This window comes from Hydrogenophaga sp., assembly GCF_965657535.1.
Taxonomy (GTDB): Bacteria; Pseudomonadota; Gammaproteobacteria; order Burkholderiales; family Burkholderiaceae_C; genus Hydrogenophaga.
Window position 1 is genome coordinate 196705 of record NZ_CBFHOP010000003.1, and the last position, 17985, is coordinate 214689.

Consider the following 17985-nt stretch of genomic DNA (forward strand, 5'->3'; position numbering starts at 1 on the left):
CGATTCGACCATCAAATATATTCAAACGCCATGCTTGACAGCCTGTATGTCAAACAGATTAATATTATTGATCTTCTCCTCGTGAATGACGATGGTTAACTTGGCTGGATACTTAAAACGCATTTCGCTGATCCTAAACGTCCAAAGCATAATCTTCAGCAAGTCCTCATCACTGATGAGCTTATGCCCTTTAATGCGGGTGATGCCAGAACCAAATATTGTAGTTGAGACGCTCCTCTGGCCATAGATTGAATTAACTCTATCCCAAAAGTTTATCAAGAACTCCAAATACTCTGGCATAGTAAGCACAGCTTTGTTGTCATCATCAAACTTACTAAACGCAGTAAGCAAGAATTCCTCGTAAACACATATTGTTCCGATCTTGTGCCGCCTTTTCTTTCCGAGGCGCCTGTTTGGATTTTCGCCGATTATCTCATCGTTTTGAAATTGATAACTCTCGATGTAACTATCCAAGTCGGCAACAGGCGTCTTTAGAACTTGCTTTACAAAGATGCCATTGACAGACATGCTGGAGATAACTCTCTCATCGACCAAGGTGTCAAAGTATTCATTGAAAGCAATCGCCTTAAGTCCTGGTTGCTGAAATATGTCCCCAACAATAACATTAACGTCACTCCCTTCGATGTTGATTGATACACTCTTGAGTCGATTGGACCAAACCCACACAACAATGTAGACAAGGAGGAATGCTGTTGCGAAAGCAGCAACCTTAAACCAAAGACCATAGCTCGGCGCCGGCAAGCAGTCTTTTGGTATGTCGACAAATGGAAAAACAAAGGAGAGGAAAACACTTACGGCAGTAGCGTACTTGTAGAAGGTAGCTAATAGCCGTCGATCAAAGAAGGCCACCTTTAACATGCTTCTTCTCCCCTTGTAAGCACAATCATGGTTTATAGAAGAAAACCCCGGAATCTCCTTTGGTTCCCACCATGAATCTTGTATTGTTAAGCGCCTTCTCTATCACGGACTTCTTGTTCGGTACATGGAGAGTCGGCACAGAACTCATTGAGTCACGAAATACTGGAAGCTTGTCCCAGAGATTCTTTACCGCTTGTTTGAGGGCCTGATTGTCAGCGGTCAGCAGGTCTGACTCAGAGGCATAATCAGGATAGATCACGATGACCGGCAAACCTTGGTCATTGATTCCGTAGTCAATTTCCTCTTTCAATGCTTTCGAGCTGGCAGTAGCGGAACTCAAGAACAGAACAATATTCTTGGAGTTTCGGAGGCGCTCCCTCAGTCTAGGCTTCAGAGTCGTTTCCCAATCACTCCCGTCACGTACGTTGTATGTTTTGTCGTGAGAGTCATTGAATGGAAAGGCTGAATCCTGCCCCTTCCACATGCGTAGCTGGTTATAGTAAACAAAATCGCGCGTGGCGTGAGCACCAAGCGCGCTCGGATTGAATGGCTCGGTAACGTAAAAAGCCGAGTAATTGCCGTTTCTATATGCCATGGTCACTCCCGTTGAAAGATTGGATTTGGAACAACTGATATCAGTCCACAAACTACTCCCGCATCACGGCAGCTAACCGGTTGTTGCCGGCTGCGTAGCAGTTCAACACCTCGGAAGGGTAGCCTACATTACCACGCTCGCCCTTCCTGCGAACCTGAACTCTGCGTCGCTAAATGACCGCTCCTGGTCTTAAAAGCTCAACAGGCTGAAGGTCCGCAACGGGTCGGGGGACAAACCTAAACGAAAGCGGTCAGCAAGTACGGCGCCCCGAATGTCCACCGCTGCGAACCTGTCTCCCACCCTCCTTCAATCTCGTTCACTCCCCACCCTCAACCCCTCGGCGGCAAACGGCACCAAGAACTGGTCACTGCGCTCAGCCGTCGCAACTAGCCACTTGTCATAGGCCGACTCCGGCAACACCACAACCATGCGTTTCTCGTCGGTCGGCTTGTGAAACTGGTTCATCAGCGGGTGGGTATCAGCGTTGGTCGTCAGCATGGTGTAGCTGTGCACCCATTCCCCCTGCGGAGACTTCCAGGCAGACCACAAACCTGCAATGCCCATGGGCCGACCGTCTGACCGTTCGATACGAGTGGGAATGGCCTTGCTGCTGCGCCAGTCCGGTTCGTAGATGGCCTGGGCCGGGATGATGCAGTGCTGCGCCCTCTTCCAAGCTTCCCGAAAACTCGGTTTGGTGGCCACAGTCTCGCTGCGGGCGTTGTAGGTACTGCGGCAGATCTTCAGGTCGGTCGCCCAGTGGGGTACCAGGCCAAACAGGCCGGGTAACGCTTCCCTATCAGGCACCGCGTCATCCCCCGAGTCCTTCTCCCTGGGGCGGCGGATCAGCAGGCCGGGGTATCCCGGCCAGAGATCGGTTTTGCCCAAGTCGGCCGGTGGCTCCACCTGGAACACCTTTCGCAAGACCTGGGCGTCCCGCACGCCTTCGTAGTGACTGCACATGGTTCCATCCTATGCGCGGATGCGCGCCGGTTTTCTGTGAAGCATTCCCAAGGGATGAGCTTGGCCTCTATACTGTTGTTATGTCCAGTATTATAGAAGATCCTCTGTTGTCACCCTTGCTGCCTGGCGCCGCATCGGGCCACTGCGGCGCGCCCGTGCCGCTAGCCGATTGCGCCGTACCCGCCTTTCAACTGGAGTCGCGGATTCGAGCGGGTTTTCCGTCTCCGGCCGAGGATTTCCAGGCCAAACGCATCGACGTGCTCGAACACCTGATCAAGCACCCCCAGGCCACCTACAGCATGACGGTGCGGGGTGAGTCCATGCGTGAGGCGGGCATCTTCGATGGGGATGTGCTGCTGGTGGACCGGGCCATCAAGCCCAGCCACGGCCAGATTGTGGTGGCGGTGGTCGATGGGGACTTCACCTGCAAGCAGCTCTGGCAACGCGGGGGGCGACTCAAGCTCAAGGCTGCCAACCCGACCTTCGCCGACATCGTGCCGACAGAAGGCCAGACGGTCGAGGTGTGGGGCGTGGTGATCGCGGCGATCAAGCAGTTCAAGCGCTGAAGCAGGCGAGTCTGGTTGAGCGTGTTTCATGGCTTCTCCGCTGTATGCACTGGTCGATGGCAACAATTTCTACGTCTCTTGCGAGCGTGTGTTCCGCCCCAGCCTAAACGGCAAACCGGTGGTGGTGCTCTCCAACAACGACGGTTGTGCGATTGCTCGCTCCAACGAGGCCAAGGCCCTGGGCATTGCCATGGGCGCTCCGTGGTTCAAGATCCGGCACCTGGCGGAATCCCAGGGGCTGGTCGCACTCTCAGCGAACTTCCCGCTGTACGGAGACCTGAGCGACCGCATGATGAGTCTGGTGGCAGGGCTCGGTCACCGGCAGGAGATCTATTCCATCGACGAGTCATTTGTGGATCTCTCGGGCATCCGGGGTGACCTGGTCAAACGCAGTCGGGTGATCCGCGAAAGGGTGTTGCATTGGGTGGGCATCCCCTGCTGCATCGGCATCGGGCAGACCAAGACCCTGGCCAAGCTGGCCAACCACATCGCCAAGACGGCCGAACGCAAACCCGGCAGTTACCCCGCCGAACTGGCTCAAATCTGCAACCTGGCTGCACTGGAACCAACAGCACGGAATGCGGTGCTGGCGGCCACGCCGGTCGAGGAGGTCTGGGGCGTGGGTCGTCGCATTGCGGGGCAACTCAAAGAGGGTGGCATCCACACGGTGCTTGATCTCGCCCGCATGGACCTGGCCACGGTACGCCAGCGCTGGTCGGTGGTGCTGGAACGCACGGTGCGTGAGCTGCAAGGGCAGTCCTGTGTGAATCTCCAACACGTGGCACCAGACAAACAGGAAATCGCTTGCACGCGGTCGTTTGGTCGCCCGGTGACCGCGCTGGAAGACCTAAGTGAGGCCGTCAGCGAGTTCGCTAGCCGGGCGGCCGAGAAGTTGCGGCGCCAAGAAGGTCTCGCCAACCAGGTGCTGACCTTTGTGCGGACCAGTCCGTTCCGGCCCGATCCTCAGTACAGCCGGTCCATCGTGGTGCCGTTACGAAGACCCACCGCCGACAGCTCGCTGATCGCCGATGCGGCCCTGACCGGCCTGCGCTGCATCTACAAGCCAGACTTCCTGTACGCCAAGGCCGGGGTGATGCTGATGGCGTTGCAACCGGCTTCGGTGCACCAGGGTGAACTGCGGCTTGACGAGGAGCCTGGTGAGAGACGGGACAAGGGCCGGTTGATGGGTGCCCTGGATGGGCTCAACCGGCGCTATGGCCGGGGTACGGTGCTGCTGGGCAGTACCGGTCTGGAGGGAGATCGCAGGCGCTGGTCGATGAAACAGGAACGGCGCACGCCGCAGTACACAACGCGATGGGAAGACATGCCTGTAGTGCGGACGTGAAGTACTCCCAATGAGGGTCACTGCTGTGCATCAGGCCAAATTTTTCGTAGACGTTTTTAGCGAGCTGAATCGATAATGCTTTCGGGTCGGCCTGAACAGTCGGCCCTCCTCCCTGAAAAGTCGTGTGACAGCGACTTTGAATTTGCCCGGCCTTCGCGCCGGGTTTCTTTTTTCAGCGCGCCCAGCAGACACCGACTGCGCACGGTGTAAATGTGCTGGAAAACAGCCCAAATCCAGCAGCAGCACAGGGGGTTTCAAGTCCTACATTGACCTCACGGTGTTCAGAGAAACGGCAAGCACTGCCACCTCACGAACAACGTCGAACCGAGGACTTGACCATGAACCATGCACCTCTCGCCAACACCCTGTGCTGGCATTCCACGAAAGCGGCAACCTTGCCGAGTAGCCTGGCGGCAACGCTGGCGAGCGCCGCCGCCAGCTTGTTGCTCACCTTGGGGCTCCTCGCACCATCGGCGGCGCGCGCCGTCGATGGCTGCCTGGTTTTACTGTGCTTTGCGGCACCGAGCTGGAAGTCGGTCCCTCAGTGTGTGCCACCGATCCGAAAGGTGCTTCGGGATCTGGCTCGGGGCAAGGCCTTTCCTACGTGCGGTATGTCTGGCGCAGGTAACTCGGCTCGGCATGTGTGGGCTCGGGCGCCGGGCAACTGCCCACCCCAGTACACCCGGGTGCATGAGTCCGAGAGCGGTCCGATCTACACCTGCGACTACACCGGGGCGATCACGGTCACGATCGACGGCAAGCCGTTCACACGCACCTGGTGGGACATGGGTGGCGACACTGTGACGGACTTCAGCCCGGTCGCGAAGTCCCAGCTGGGCACTTGGGACACCCAGTACGACAACGAACATGCCACCTGGCTTCGCTCCCGTCCGTGAGGGCTGCGCCATGGAAGCCTCTACCTTCGCGGCACTGGCCTTGGCCTGCGCGCCACAGGTCCACCTGACCACCGCACACGCGCTCGTCGCCGTCGAAAGCGCCTTCAACCCCTGGGCCATCGGCGTCGTGGGCGGTTCGCTGCAACGCCAACCCCGCCACCGCACCGAGGCACTGGCCACCGCGCTGGCTCTGCAGGCCGCCGGCCGCAACTTCAGCGTGGGCCTCGGGCAGATCAACCTGGGCAACTTCAAGCGCCTGGGCCTGTCGCTGGAATCGGCCTTCGAACCTTGCTCCAACCTGGCCGCCATGCAGACGGTATTGAGCGCGTGTTTCGAGCGGGCGCAACGCAAGTCGCCCCGCACATCGGGCGACCAAGCAGCCCTGCGCGCTGCCCTCTCTTGTTACTACAGCGGCAACTTCAGCACGGGCTTTCGCCATGGCTACGTGCGCAAGGTGGTCGCCGCAGCGCGCAACCCTTTCCCCATCAGCCAACCCAACCCCGTGAAGGAGCCGTCATGAACCGCTTTCATCTCTTCGTGTCCCTGCCCCACACCGCAACCGCCCTGCTGCTGTTGGCCGCAGCCTCCAAGGGCTGGGCACAGGGCTTCGACAAGGTCAACACCACGGTCACCAACGTCAACGCCATCCTGGTGACGATCTCGATTGCGGTGGTGACCATCGCGATCATCTGGGCTGGCTTCAAGATGATCTTTCAAGGCGCCCGCTTGGCCGACGTGGCCAATGTGCTGATTGGTGGCACGCTGGTGGGCGGGGCGGCGGCATTCGCCAGTTACATCGTCAGCTAACGGCTGAAGGTGCCGACCATGCAGGCCGAAGCCATCTACAAGGGTGCCACGCGCCCGGCCATGAAGCTGGGCATTCCGCTGGTGCCGCTGGTGATCCTGTTTGGCACCGGCATGTTGCTGATCATGTGGGGCGGCATCCTGGTGAGCTGGTGGCTTGCGCTGGGTGTGGTGCTGTCCTTTGCGCCGGTCCTGCTCTGGATGCGCTGGTTGACAGCCCGCGACGACCAGCGGTTTCGGCAGATGTTCGTGGCCCTCAAGCTGAAGTTGCACGACCGCAACCGGCGGTTCTGGCATGCGCGCAGCTACTCGCCCACGCTCTACCGGGGAGGCTCCGATGTTTGGCATGTTTGACCGATCGGGTGGAGTAGCCCATCGTCTCCCTGGGCGACCTGCTGCTGGGCAGCCACAGCCGCGCCACTGGGCACAGGCGCTGAAGGAAAACCCGCTCACACGGTTTGTGCCTTTCTCCTCACTGGTCAGTGAGCACGACGTGATCACACGTGGGGGCGATTTCATGCGAGTCTGGCGTCTCGACGGCGTGGCCTTCGAATGCGCTGATGAACACCTGATCGCCGAACGGCATGAAGCCCTGTGTAGCCTGTTGCGCAATCTGGCGGGCGGCCAATGGGCCGTGTGGACCCACCGGCTGCACCGGAAGATCCAGGATCAACTGGAAGATCCGCCCCAGGCAGGCTTTGCGCGCGACCTGTCACAGGCCTACCAAGCCAGGCTGGGCAAGCACGCCATGATGAGCAACGAGCTGTACCTGACGCTCGTCTACCGGCCCAGTACCTCGCGCATCAGCCGGGCACTGCAATCGACCCAACGCTCGAAGACCGCCATTGCCGCAGCGCACGCAGAGGCCTTGCGCGTGATGGAAGAACGAACCGCTTTCGTGCACCGGGTGCTGCGCGGCTTTGGCCCTCAACTGCTGGGGGCGCGCATGCAAGGTGCAAGGCGGTACTCCGAACTGGCCGAGTTTCTGGGCTACCTGGTCAACGGCAGCTGGAGGCCAGTTCCCCTTGCAGCGGGGCCGCTGTACCGCACCTTGCCCACCACCCGCCTGTCCTTCGGCGGCGACAAGCTGGAACTGCGCCATGGCGAACAGCGCCGTTGTGCTGCCCTGGTGGACATCAAGGAATACGCCGATGCGGTGGAGCCTGGCATCCTGAACTCGCTGCTTTATGAAGACAGCGAGTTCATCGAAACCCAGAGCTTTTCGATACTGCCCCGGCGCGAAGCCATGCGTGCGCTGGAGCTGCAACGCGACCAGTTGATCGCCAGCGACGACGTGGTGGCCAGCCAGATCGCCGACATGGACGAAGCGCTCAATGAGCTGGGCGATGGGCAGTTCTGTATGGGCGAGTACCACTACAGCCTGGTGGTGTTCGGTACACCCGGCGAAGACAGTCTGGCCGATGCCGGGCGGCGGGCTGCACAGGCGATTGGTGCGGTGGGTGAGGCGTCCAGCCTGCAGATGTCGCCGGTTGATCTGGTGGCCGATGCCGCCTGGTTAGCCCAGATGCCAGGCAACTGGCAATGGCGCCCGCGCGATGCCAAGTTGTCGTCCCGCGCTTTCGCGGCCCTGGCCAGCGGCCACAACTTTGCCCGAGGCAAGCGCGACGGCAACCCTTGGGGCGAAGCGCTGGCCTTGCTCCGCACCCCATCGGGCCAGCCCTTCTATTTGAACCTGCACAGCAGCCCAGAAGGCGAAGACTCTGCCGACAAGAAGCTGCCGGGCAACACCATCATCATCGGCTCCACTGGCGTCGGCAAGACCACGCTGGAGATGTTCCTGCTCACGCTCACCCGCAAGTGGAACCCTGCTCCAAGGTTGGTGCTGTTCGACCTGGACCGGGGTTGCGAGATTGCGATTCGGGCCTTGAACGGCCGCTATTTCACCCTCGAAGCGGGCAAGCCCACCCACCTGAACCCGCTGCAGCGCGACCCGACGCCAGCACGTATCCAGTTCTGGGAACAGCTGATCCGCATCTGCATCGCCACGCCCGCCCTGCCCTTGCTGCCGGCCGATGAGCGCGCGATTGCCGACGCCGTCAAGACGGTGGCCACCATGCCAACCGCTCTGCGCCGCTTCTCGACGGTTCGCCAGAACCTTCCGAAGTCGGGTGAAAACAGCCTGTACGAGCGTCTCGGGCGCTGGTGTGAAGGGGGTGCCCTGGGCTGGGTGTTCGACCAAGCCAACGACCAGTTGGCGGACCTGGATGCGGCATCGGTGATCGCCTTCGACACCACGGAGTTTCTGGACCTGCCCGAGGTGAGGACTCCGGTCATGCTCTACCTGCTGCAGGTGATGGAAGAGTTGGTCAACGGCGAACGCCTGATCTATGTGATCTCGGAGTTCTGGAAAGCGCTGGACCACGAGATCTTCAGCGACTTCGCCAAACAGAAGCAAAAGACCATCCGCAAACAAAACGGCCTGGGCATTTTCGACACCCAGAGTCCGTCCGATGTGCTGCGCCACCCCATCGGGCGGACCATGGTCGAACAGAGCGTGACCAAGATCTTCCTGGCCAACCCGGAAGCGGTGCGCGAGGAGTACGTCGAAGGCTTTGGGCTGAGCGAGGCCGAATTCGGCATCGTGCGCAGTCTCGGCGCGCAAGGCGGGCGTCGCTTCCTCGTCAAACAAGGCCACAGCAGCGCCATCTGCGAGCTGGACCTCAGCGGCATGGACGATTTCATCACCGTGCTTTCGGCCACCACCGACAACGTGGCCCTGCTCGACACCGTGCGTGAACGGCACGGTAACGATCCGTTTCTGTGGCTTCCCGAGCTGCTGCGCGAGGTTCAGGATCGCAAATCCCGTACGTCAAGGAGAGCCCCATGAAATCCCAAGCTCAATGGTTTGCGCTGATCGCTTTGGCGCTGGGCACCAGCGCCGCCTTGGCCCAGTTCGTCAAAGGCAACGAGGCGGTCCGTGTCATGGCCGATGGCACCCATAAGGTGGAAGTGCCGCCGCTCCCGTCGGTGGCCTTGGGTTCGCCATGCCCAGCCATCAAGCCTGGCTGCGCTGGAGGTGGCTGGAAGATGCTGGAGAGCTATTCGGGGCTGGTCGAGTGCACCGAAGTCTTTGCGCGCCCAACGACCTGCCGGCCCTCGACCTACGGGGTTGAAAAGCGATCCCGCACGTGGATCGTGAAAGTCAAGGGCCAGTGGATGCAGTGTGCGCAACCCGACATTTCGGGGAAGTGCGTCAGCCTGAAAAGCCTTCCTGTCAGCGCTGTTCAATAACCGAGGAGAAATCCCATGTTTGCCTGGGTCGGCTCACAGTTCGATGCGGTCCTGAGCACTTACGTGCTCGGCGTCGTGGGTTCGCTCATGGCCGGAATCGCACCAATCGCACTGACGGCGATGACGATCTGGGTGGCGCTGTATGGGTGGGCCGTGCTGCGCAATGAGGTTCCAGAGACCGTGCCCACCTTTCTCTGGAAGGTATTCAAGATCAGCCTGGTGTTGGCGTTTGCCCTGCAATCGGCCTTTTACATCGCGAACGTGGCCGACACCGCCAATGCGCTGGCAACGGGAGTGGCCACCACGTTTCTACCGGCAGCCGCAGACCCCACCACGATCTCATCACCCTACGCGCTGTTGGACAGTTTCAATGACGGTGCCAGCCAACTGGTGCTCGATCTGCTGAAGGACGCGGGAATCATGCGTCTGGACCTGCTCTTCGCTGCCGTGGTCTGCTCCATCGGCAACGTCGTCTTTCTTTGCATCGCTCTCTTTGTCGTCACGCTGGCCAAGCTCTTCCTGACGTTCGTCATCGCCGTGGGTCCGCTGTTTGTCTTGTGTCTGGCTTGGCGTCCCACTGCACGCTTCTTCGACAGTTGGTTGTCGATGGTGCTGAACGCTGTGGTGCTGACCTGGTTCGCCTTCTTCGCCCTGGGCATTAGCGCATTCATGGGAGACGCGATTGTTCAGACCGTCCAGGTCAACGGCGGCTTCCAGGGTTCGACGTTCAACGTCGTCGGGGAAAGCCTGAAGTACTGCGTCGTCATGGTCCTCATGGCCATCATCTGTTTCCAGGCACCCAGCCTGGCCTCAGCGCTCACCGGAGGTGCCGCCATTCAGCAAGGCATCCAGATGATCCAGAACGCCATGATGGTTTCGGGTCTGCGCTCGGCCTCGTCCGCTCGGAGTGCCAGTGCCGCCGCAAGCGCTGGCGGCGTCATCCGCGCGGGCACAGGCCTTCCACACGCCGCAGCTTCCATGGCCCGCAGGGGCTACGGCGCGGCCCGCTCTGCCGCCTACAAACTCGCCGCCCAACGCGGCCGGTCCTGACCACCCCACCCAACCCAGGAGTTCACCATGCACATCCGTTTGAAAGTTGCCGCTGCCGTCCTCATTGCTCTGGGCGGCACCCACGCCCGGGCCACCGGCATTCCCGTGATCGATGTCGCCAACCTGGTGCAGACCGTGCAGCAGGTCATCAACGACATCACCAAGATCAACAACCAGATTCAGCAGATTCGACAACTGCAAACGCAGATCGAGAGCATCAACGGCATCCGGAACCTGGGCGATGTGTTCAACAACCCGCTGCTGAGGAACTACATCCCGGCCGAGGCCTTCACCTACCTCAACGCGGTCAACACGTCGGGTTACAGCGGGCTCAACGCCACGGCCAAGGTGCTGCGCGACGTGAACATGATCTACAACTGCATGGACCTCACAGGCGACGCACGCACCCAGTGCCAGGCCGCTCTGGCTCAGCCCTATCAACAAAAAGGGCTGCTGCAAGACGCCATGCAGACCGCGGCGGGACGACTCACGCAGATCCAGTCGCTGATGACCCAGATCAACGCCACCACCGATCAGAAGTCGGTGCTGGAAATCCAGGCCCGCATCGGCGCTGAAAACGCCCTGCTCGCACACGAGGTGTCTCAAGTGCAGATGCTGCAAGGCATGGCCGATAGCGAAGAGCGCATCGCCCGATCTCGCGAGCGCGAACGGCAACTTCAGATGCTGGGCCGTACCGGCAAGGTGGCTGACTTTCTGCCGTAACCCCGCCTGAGTCCCGCAGCTACCCAGTCCCACCGGAGAACCCCATGAGTGCCATCCTCTTGTCAGGTAAAGCCGCCGCATGGCCACAACGGCCCCCTGAACCGTCGAACGAGGCCGAATCGGCGCCATTCACCGCGAACCGCGACTGGGAAATCGACCGTGCGCTGATGCTCGAACGCTCGGAGCGCCGGGCCTGGCGGGTGGCGGTGGCCGGTCTGATTCTGGGCCTGATAGGGATCGCTGCCGTGTTCGTGCAGGGGCCGTTACGCCGCGTGGTGGAGATCCCCATCGTGGTGGACCGCGTCACTGGTGAAACCACCATCCAGCAGCGGCTGAGCGAAGAAACCATCCCCGCTATGGAGGCGTTGGACAAGCACAACCTGGCGGCCTTCGTGCGAGCGCGAGAAAGCTACAGCTGGATGTTCCTGCAGCGCGATTTTGACCAGGTGGCGCGCATGGCGGTACCGGGTGTTTTCGCCGAATACAACCGCCAGTTCGAAGGCGACGGCGCGCTGCAGAAGAAGATCGGCGCCGCTGAGGAATGGCGCATCAACATCGTGGGGGTGCGCCTGCGGGCTTCCGGGCGCAGCGGCAACCTGAGCGACGCCACGGTCACCTACGACAAGGTGGTCCGCCTGACCGACCGCAACCTGCCGGACGTCACGACCCGCCACGTGGCCAGCATCGTCTACCAGTACCAGCCCAAGGTGCTCGCCAAAGAAGCCGACCGGCTGGAGAACCCGTTCGGGTTCGTGGTCACCGCCTACCGGTCCGACCCGGAAATCAACACCCAGACTCAGGGAGCACGGCCATGAAGCGCACTGTTTTGCCGCTTTTGGTTACCTGCTCCATGGCTACGAGCCTATTGGCTCAAGCGAATCCGAAGACAGCCGACCCGCGCCTGCGAGACGTGGTCTACGACCCAGCGGCGGTGGTGACCGTCCCCGTCAAACGGGGCATGGTGACCCTGGTGGTGCTTGCCCAAGACGAAGTGATCACCGAGGTGGCCGCAGGCCAGGGTGGCGATTGCAACAAGGCCGATGCCGTCTGGTGCGTGGCCGCTCAGCCTGGGGGCCGCAACCTGTTCGTCAAAGCCAAATCCGGTGCGGACGCACCCAACAACCTGGCCGTGGTCACGGACCGGCGCACGCATGCGCTGCGTTTCGTGGTCCTGCCCGATGGCGACCGGCAACAGCCCGTCTACCGCTTGACCGTGAAGGCGCCCGCACAACCCAAGCCCGCCTCGGGTCTGTCAGCAAAAGACCTCGGGGCACTCGCTGCCCTTCCACCTTTGCCATCCCATCCGACGCCCCAACAGGTGGTGGCTGAACGACTGCAGGCCAGTCCCACGGTGATGAACTCCCAGTATTCGCTGGCGGAAGGATCAGGCTCGCAAGACATCGTGCCGACCTTGGTCTACGACGACGGGCGATTCACCTACCTGCGCTTCCCCGGCAATCGCGAAGTGCCAGCGGTCTTCCATGTGCTCGGCGATGGCAGCGAAACCCTGGTCAATGCCCGGATGGAAGACGACCTTCTGGTGGTGGACCGCGTCAGCCGACAACTGATGCTGCGAGCGGGCAACGCGGTCGTGGGCATCTGGAACGAGGCCTTTGATCTGGATGGCACCCCGGCAGAAGGTGCGACCACCGTTCCGGGTGTGCAGCGGGTGCTCAAGGCTGCCAACGCCTCTCTCGACAACCGCCCCACCGGAGTCAGGCCATGAACGACCAAACCAACGCCCACAACACGTCGACCGCAGAGTCTGCGGACGGCAACACCATCACCCCGCTTCAGGGTGAACCCGGCATCCCCCAGGTGACGGCCGCACGCAGTGCCAACTGGTCGCGCAAGGGCGCGCTGGGGCTCGGCATGATGGTGCTGACCCTGGTGCTTTTCGCGGGCTTTGCCATCAACCGCTATTTCACCAGCGGACCTGCAGCGGACGAAGACGCCAAGCTGGTGCGCGACAAGCCCTCAGCCGCCAGCGCCGGGACACGCTCACTGGACATGACTGCCCCGCCCGCGCCGCGTGTGCCCGCTTTGCTGCCAACCACTGAGGTGGCGGAACCCATTGGCGTACGCAGCGGCGGAACTGCAACGCCCAAAGGCCTCTCGGCCGACGATGCACCGGTGCTGATCGTGTCTTCGCGCCCTGGCGGGCACTCCGGATCGGCGGGCATGCCCAACGGAACGGTTCCCGGTCAAGTCTCGGCCAACCCGGACGATCCGATGGCCAACACCGGCCGCAACCTGCAGGCCTACCAGAGACAACTGCAGGGCCTGCTCGACAACCTGACCCAAAGCACGGCCATGACCAGTGGCCAGGGTGGCGACTCAGTCAACCTTGGCGCCCTCGGCTCGATAGCAGGGGCCTCACCGGGCGCGGGTCTGCTTGCGCCTTCTGCGGGCCTGTTCGGCGGTCAACTGCAAGGCTCGGCCACCCCCAAGGTCGCGGCCAGCACGCTGGGCGACCGCAGCCTCACGCTGCCCAAGGGCACGGCCTTCACCTGCGCCCTCAAAACCAGGGTGATCAGCGCCACGTCAGGGCTGGTGGGCTGCCAGGTCCAGCGCAACGTGTACGGTGACAACGGGCGTGTGCTGCTGATCGAACGCGGCTCGCACCTGGACGGTGAGTACCGCATCTCGTCGGTCCGCCCCGGCATGGTTCGCATCCCGGTGTTGTGGACCCGGGTGCGAACACCCCATGGCGTGACGGTGGACATCGAGTCCCCCGGTACCGGCCAGCTCGGCGAGTCCGGCATTGATGGTTTCGTGGACAACCGCTGGGGTGAACGCATCGGTGCCGCCATGCTGCTCTCGCTGATCGACGACTCGGTCAAGCTGGTGATCCAAAACCAGACGCAGGACCAGCAGGCCGACACCATCGTCCTGCCATCCACCACCGACAACACCAGCAAGCTGGCCGAAAAGGTGCTGGACAGCACCATCAACATCCCGCCCCTGCTGTACCAGAACCAGGGCGGCATCGTCGGTATCTACGTCGCCCGCGACGTGGACTTTTCCTCAGTCTACGAACTCCAGCCGCGGGAAAGGTGAAGGCAATGAACACCCTGCCCGGCATTGAAGAAGACCCGCTCGACGGCTGGTGCGGCGACGCCACCTCGGTGGTGGAGTTCCTGCGCCCGTTGCGCGACCAGCTGGACGCCCTAGGCGTGCTGGAGGTCTGCGTGAACCGCCCCGGCGAGCTGCAGGTGGAAACGGTCCATGGTTGGCAAGCGGTCAACGCACCGGCCATGACGCAGGAGCGCTGCCTGTCCCTGGCCACGGCGCTGGCCACCTACTGCGACCAGCAGATCAACCAGGAACGCCCGCTGCTGTCGGCCACGCTGCCCACCGGCGAACGCATCCAGTTCGCCATACCGCCCGCTGTGCCACGCGGCACCGTATCCATCACCATCCGCAAGCCGTCGAATGTGGTGCTCCGGCTGAGCGACTTCGAGCAGGACGGCCTCTTTGGCCGCGTTGGCGAAAAGGCCGCCGCGCCAAACCCGGAGCACAACGACGGCCTGCAGCCCTTCGAGCGCGAACTTCTGGCATTGAAAGCCGCTGGCCGATACGCCGATTTCATGCGCCTGGCCGTGCGGCACCACCGCACCATCGTGGTCAGCGGAAAAACCGGCTCGGGCAAGACCACCTTCATGAAGGGGCTGGTCGAAGAGGTGCCGAAGCACGAGCGCCTGATCACCATTCAGGACACCGCCGAACTCACCTTGCCCAACCACCCCAACGTGGTTCACCTGTTCTACAGCAAGGACGCCCAGGGTACGGCCCGGGTCACCGCCAAGTCTTTGCTCGAAGCCTGCCTGCGCATGAAGCCCGACCGCATCTTCCTGGCCGAGCTGCGCGGTGAAGAGTGTTTCTCGTTCATCCGGCTGGCCGCCTCGGGCCACCCGGGCAGCATCACCAGCGTGCACGCCGGCAGTTGCGATCTGGCGCTGGAACAGATGTCGCTGATGATCCGCGAAAGTGGCGCGGGTGGCGGCCTGCGAATGGACGAGATCAAAGGACTGCTGCGCATCGTGATCGATGTCATCGTGCAGTTCGACCGGGACGAAAGGGGCCGCTTCATCGCCGATGTGGCCTACGAACCTCGCCGCAAGCACCACGCCGCCAGCCTCAACCCGTTGCGCGCCAGCACCCTGCAAGAGCCAGGCGTTGCAGCGAACGAGGGGTTGCGATCATGAGCCAGGCATTGGCGTTGCCCTTCACCGCCTGGTCCGTGGGCCGACGGGTTGCCGCGGGCGCCTTTGCAGCGGTCGTGGCCACTGCCCTGCTCTGTGCTGCGGTCTACGTCTCGGGAGTGCTGTTTCTGCTGCTCAGCAAGGCCGACCCCAGACAAGCCCGGTGGAGCAGCATCACCACCTACTGGCAGCTCTATTCAGACGATGCGGTTTTGCGCCAGCGCCTGTTCACCGCCATGGCCCTGTCCGGCGCTGGCTTGCTGGTCTTCCTGCCCGGCGCTCTCATCGCAGCGGCCCGGCCACGCCGGCCCTTGCATGGCGACGCGCGTTTCGCCTCGGCTGGCGAAGTGGCCCGCGCTGGGCTTGTTGATTCGGCCAACCAGCCCGACCCCCCAAGCATCCTCATCGGGCGATTCAAAGGCCGGTATCTCGCCTTGCCCGGCCAGCTATCCGTGATGTTGTCTGCTCCCACCCGTAGCGGCAAGGGTGTGGGCGTGGTGATTCCCAACCTGCTCAACTGGCCCGACTCCGTGGTCGTGCTCGACATCAAGGGCGAAAACCACGCCATCACGGCGGGCTACCGCGCCGCCCACGGCCAGGCCGTCTACGCCTTCTCCCCGTTCGACGAACAAGCCCGCAGCCACCGCTGGAACCCGCTGACGGCAGTTCGCACCAGCCCGCTGCACCGGGTGGGCGATATGCTGGGTATCGGCCAGGTCTTCTTTCCTAACGACGGCAGCGGCACCTCGTCCGAAGCCTTCTTCAACGACCAGGCCCGCAACCTGTTTCTGGGTCTGGGCCTTTTGCTGCTGGAAACGCCTGAGCTGCCACGCACCGTCGGCGAAATGCTGCGCCAGTCTTCTGGCAAAGGCCAGCCGCTGAAAGACCACCTGGGCAGTCAGATCACCCAGCGCCGCGAGCAAGGCAAACCGCTCACCGACGAATGCATCGATGCGCTGCAGCGCTTGCTGAGCAATTCCGAGAACACGCTGTCCAGCGTGGTCGCCACCTTCCACGCGCCGCTCACCATCTTTGCCGATGCGGTGGTCGATGCCGCCACCAGCGCCGACGACTTTCGGCTCGAAGACCTGCGGCGCCAGCGCATGTCGGTCTATGTGCGCATTCCGCCGCACCGCCTGGCCAATGCCCGCCCCTTGCTCAACCTGTTCTTCTCGCAGCTAGTCAGCCTCAACACCCAGCACCTGCCCGAACAAGACCCCAGCCTGCGGTTTCAGTGCCTGCTGGTCAACGACGAGTTCACCGCCATGGGCCGCGTGGGTGTCATCACCCACTCTGCTGCCTTCCTGGCTGGCTACAACCTGCGCCTGCTCACGGTGGTGCAAGCCATGTCGCAGCTGGACGCGGTCTACGGCGACAAAGAAGCCCGCACCTTCGCCACCAACCACGGCCTGCAAATTCTGTATGCCCCACGCGAACAGCGCGATGCCGACGAATACAGCGCCATGCTCGGCCACTTCACCGAGCGCGCCACCTCACGCGGGCGCAGCCGTTCTTTCAGCGGGCACGGCCACAGCACCGTCAGCCGCAACGAAAGCGAGCAACGCCGCGCCCTGCTGCTGCCGCAGGAGTTCAAGGAGTTGGGGCGTGAGCGGCTGGTGGTGATTTTCGAAAACTGCAAACCGATCCTCGGCGAAAAGATCCGCTACCACCGGGACAAGGTGTTTCAAGCCCGCCTGCGCCCTGCCCCAGCGGTGCCCCGGATGAACATGGACCGGCACCAGGCCAAGGTCCAACAGCGCTGGTGTTATGCCGAAGACGATCTTCCGCCCGAGATGCACACCCTGGACCTCGAAGCGCTGGCCCACGACATCCAGTTGGCACCCGAGGTCCTGAACGGCCCCCCCGGCAAAGCGGCAGACACCTTGCTCGACCGCTTCGAGCAGAGCAAGGCCGTTCAAGACGGTGGTGGCTCGATTGAGCCCGCCGACGAAGACGCAGCCGATGAAAGCACCACAGCCCCACCCCTACCTGCTGCGGAAGGTGGACCTCAGGTGGAGATCACAGGAGAACGCGCATGACCGCCCCATTCAATCGTTTCGCATGGACCGGCCTTCTGAGCTTGGCGCTGGTTGCATGCAGCTCGCCGCCCCAGCCACCCACAGTGGACGAATCCCAGAAGCGACCCGCCAACGCCCAAATGGCCGTCGAGTTGCAGGTCTGCAAGAACGATCTGCAAAACACCCGCATCCTGGCCACCGAATCCAGCCGCCTGGCCGAGACCACGGCCGCCACGTTGGCCCACATGGCGGCTCGTCAACATCTGCTGGCGTCGATCCAGGAGAAAGCAGTGGCCAACAGCCTGCGCATCGTCCACTTCGCTTTCAACAGCACTCAGGTGTCCATCCCAACGGCTGAGGCATCGACGCTGGTGGAGGAAGCCAAAGTCGCGCCGCTGGTGCTGTTGCGAGGGCGCACCGATGGCACGGCGGACTCATCTGCCGAAAGCCGCATCGCCCAAGCCCGTGCTAATGCGGTTCGTGACTACCTGGTCGCCTCCGGCGTAGACCCCACCCGAATCCGCACCACCCATCAACCCAGCGGCGACCACCTGGCAGACAACCGCAACCCCCAGGGCCGCAACCTCAATCGCCGGGTCGAGATCGAGGTGTACCGCACCCTGCCCGTTGCCCAACAAGCAACTCCGCAGCAGCCCTGACCCATCCGCCTGCAAGCTCCAACCACAGGAGAT

Annotated in this window: 19 protein-coding genes; 16 read left to right on the plus strand and 3 right to left on the minus strand. The window is 62.1% G+C overall.

Annotated elements, in window-relative coordinates; translation table 11 throughout:
• Positions 1–21 precede the first annotated feature (21 nt).
• The 3 genes from ACTG4K_RS06160 to ACTG4K_RS06170 all read right to left on the minus strand — a co-directional run bounded on the left by ACTG4K_RS06160 (position 22) and on the right by ACTG4K_RS06170 (position 2434).
• Positions 22–879, minus strand: a complete 858-nt coding sequence (locus tag ACTG4K_RS06160; RefSeq protein WP_439113316.1) for a macro domain-containing protein — start codon at positions 877–879, stop codon at positions 22–24.
• A 25-nt stretch (positions 880–904) separates the two neighbouring features.
• Positions 905–1474 carry a TIR domain-containing protein gene (locus ACTG4K_RS06165; RefSeq protein WP_439113317.1) on the minus strand — a complete coding sequence of 190 codons (570 nt, stop codon included), beginning with the start codon at positions 1472–1474 and terminating at the stop codon, positions 905–907.
• Positions 1475–1780: 306 nt separating this feature from the next.
• Complete coding sequence (locus ACTG4K_RS06170; RefSeq protein ID WP_439113318.1) at positions 1781–2434, minus strand: SOS response-associated peptidase; 654 nt, start codon at positions 2432–2434, stop codon at positions 1781–1783.
• Between the two features lie 80 nt (positions 2435–2514).
• Here ACTG4K_RS06170 and ACTG4K_RS06175 point away from each other — a divergent pair, with 80 nt between their 5' ends.
• From ACTG4K_RS06175 to ACTG4K_RS06250, 16 genes are all read left to right on the plus strand, one after another.
• Complete coding sequence (locus ACTG4K_RS06175) at positions 2515–3000, plus strand: LexA family protein (RefSeq protein WP_439113319.1); 486 nt, start codon at positions 2515–2517, stop codon at positions 2998–3000.
• 40 nt (positions 3001–3040) lie between these two features.
• On the plus strand, positions 3041–4345 hold the full coding sequence (locus tag ACTG4K_RS06180; RefSeq protein WP_439113582.1) for a Y-family DNA polymerase: 1305 nt from the start codon (positions 3041–3043) through the stop codon (positions 4343–4345).
• 611 nt (positions 4346–4956) lie between these two features.
• Positions 4957–5241, plus strand: coding sequence for a hypothetical protein (locus tag ACTG4K_RS06185; RefSeq protein ID WP_439113320.1), 285 nt, complete (start codon positions 4957–4959; stop codon positions 5239–5241).
• 10 nt (positions 5242–5251) lie between these two features.
• Complete coding sequence (locus ACTG4K_RS06190; protein ID WP_439113321.1) at positions 5252–5761, plus strand: lytic transglycosylase domain-containing protein; 510 nt, start codon at positions 5252–5254, stop codon at positions 5759–5761.
• Positions 5758–6048, plus strand: coding sequence for a TrbC/VirB2 family protein (locus ACTG4K_RS06195; RefSeq protein WP_439113322.1), 291 nt, complete (start codon positions 5758–5760; stop codon positions 6046–6048). Before ACTG4K_RS06190 ends, ACTG4K_RS06195 begins: the two co-directional genes overlap by 4 nt.
• Before the next feature lie 18 nt (positions 6049–6066).
• Positions 6067–6399, plus strand: coding sequence for a type IV secretion system protein VirB3 (locus ACTG4K_RS06200; protein ID WP_439113323.1), 333 nt, complete (start codon positions 6067–6069; stop codon positions 6397–6399).
• Positions 6383–8893, plus strand: coding sequence for a VirB4 family type IV secretion/conjugal transfer ATPase (locus tag ACTG4K_RS06205; RefSeq protein WP_439113324.1), 2511 nt, complete (start codon positions 6383–6385; stop codon positions 8891–8893). Before ACTG4K_RS06200 ends, ACTG4K_RS06205 begins: the two co-directional genes overlap by 17 nt.
• Positions 8890–9297: a hypothetical protein gene (locus ACTG4K_RS06210; protein ID WP_439113325.1), complete on the plus strand. Its 408-nt coding sequence runs from the start codon at positions 8890–8892 to the stop codon at positions 9295–9297. Before ACTG4K_RS06205 ends, ACTG4K_RS06210 begins: the two co-directional genes overlap by 4 nt.
• Positions 9298–9312: 15 nt before the next feature.
• Positions 9313–10347 carry a type IV secretion system protein gene (locus ACTG4K_RS06215; protein WP_439113326.1) on the plus strand — a complete coding sequence of 345 codons (1035 nt, stop codon included), beginning with the start codon at positions 9313–9315 and terminating at the stop codon, positions 10345–10347.
• Between the two features lie 27 nt (positions 10348–10374).
• Positions 10375–11070: a type IV secretion system protein gene (locus ACTG4K_RS06220; protein WP_439113327.1), complete on the plus strand. Its 696-nt coding sequence runs from the start codon at positions 10375–10377 to the stop codon at positions 11068–11070.
• Between the two features lie 44 nt (positions 11071–11114).
• Positions 11115–11885: a virB8 family protein gene (locus ACTG4K_RS06225; protein WP_439113328.1), complete on the plus strand. Its 771-nt coding sequence runs from the start codon at positions 11115–11117 to the stop codon at positions 11883–11885.
• 35 nt (positions 11886–11920) lie between these two features.
• On the plus strand, positions 11921–12796 hold the full coding sequence (locus ACTG4K_RS06230) for a TrbG/VirB9 family P-type conjugative transfer protein (protein ID WP_439113329.1): 876 nt from the start codon (positions 11921–11923) through the stop codon (positions 12794–12796).
• Positions 12793–14130 (plus strand): type IV secretion system protein VirB10, encoded by a 1338-nt coding sequence (virB10, locus tag ACTG4K_RS06235; RefSeq protein WP_439113330.1) that lies wholly within the window; start codon positions 12793–12795, stop codon positions 14128–14130. Before ACTG4K_RS06230 ends, virB10 begins: the two co-directional genes overlap by 4 nt.
• A 5-nt stretch (positions 14131–14135) precedes the next feature.
• Positions 14136–15278 carry a P-type DNA transfer ATPase VirB11 gene (virB11, locus tag ACTG4K_RS06240; protein WP_439113331.1) on the plus strand — a complete coding sequence of 381 codons (1143 nt, stop codon included), beginning with the start codon at positions 14136–14138 and terminating at the stop codon, positions 15276–15278.
• Positions 15275–17314 carry a type IV secretory system conjugative DNA transfer family protein gene (locus ACTG4K_RS06245; RefSeq protein ID WP_439113332.1) on the plus strand — a complete coding sequence of 680 codons (2040 nt, stop codon included), beginning with the start codon at positions 15275–15277 and terminating at the stop codon, positions 17312–17314. The genes virB11 and ACTG4K_RS06245 overlap by 4 nt, the downstream gene beginning before the upstream one ends.
• The gene (locus ACTG4K_RS06250; RefSeq protein ID WP_439113333.1) at positions 17311–17952 is read left to right on the plus strand and encodes an OmpA family protein; all 642 of its coding nucleotides are present in this window, start codon (positions 17311–17313) and stop codon (positions 17950–17952) included. The genes ACTG4K_RS06245 and ACTG4K_RS06250 overlap by 4 nt, the downstream gene beginning before the upstream one ends.
• Positions 17953–17985: the final 33 nt, after the last annotated feature.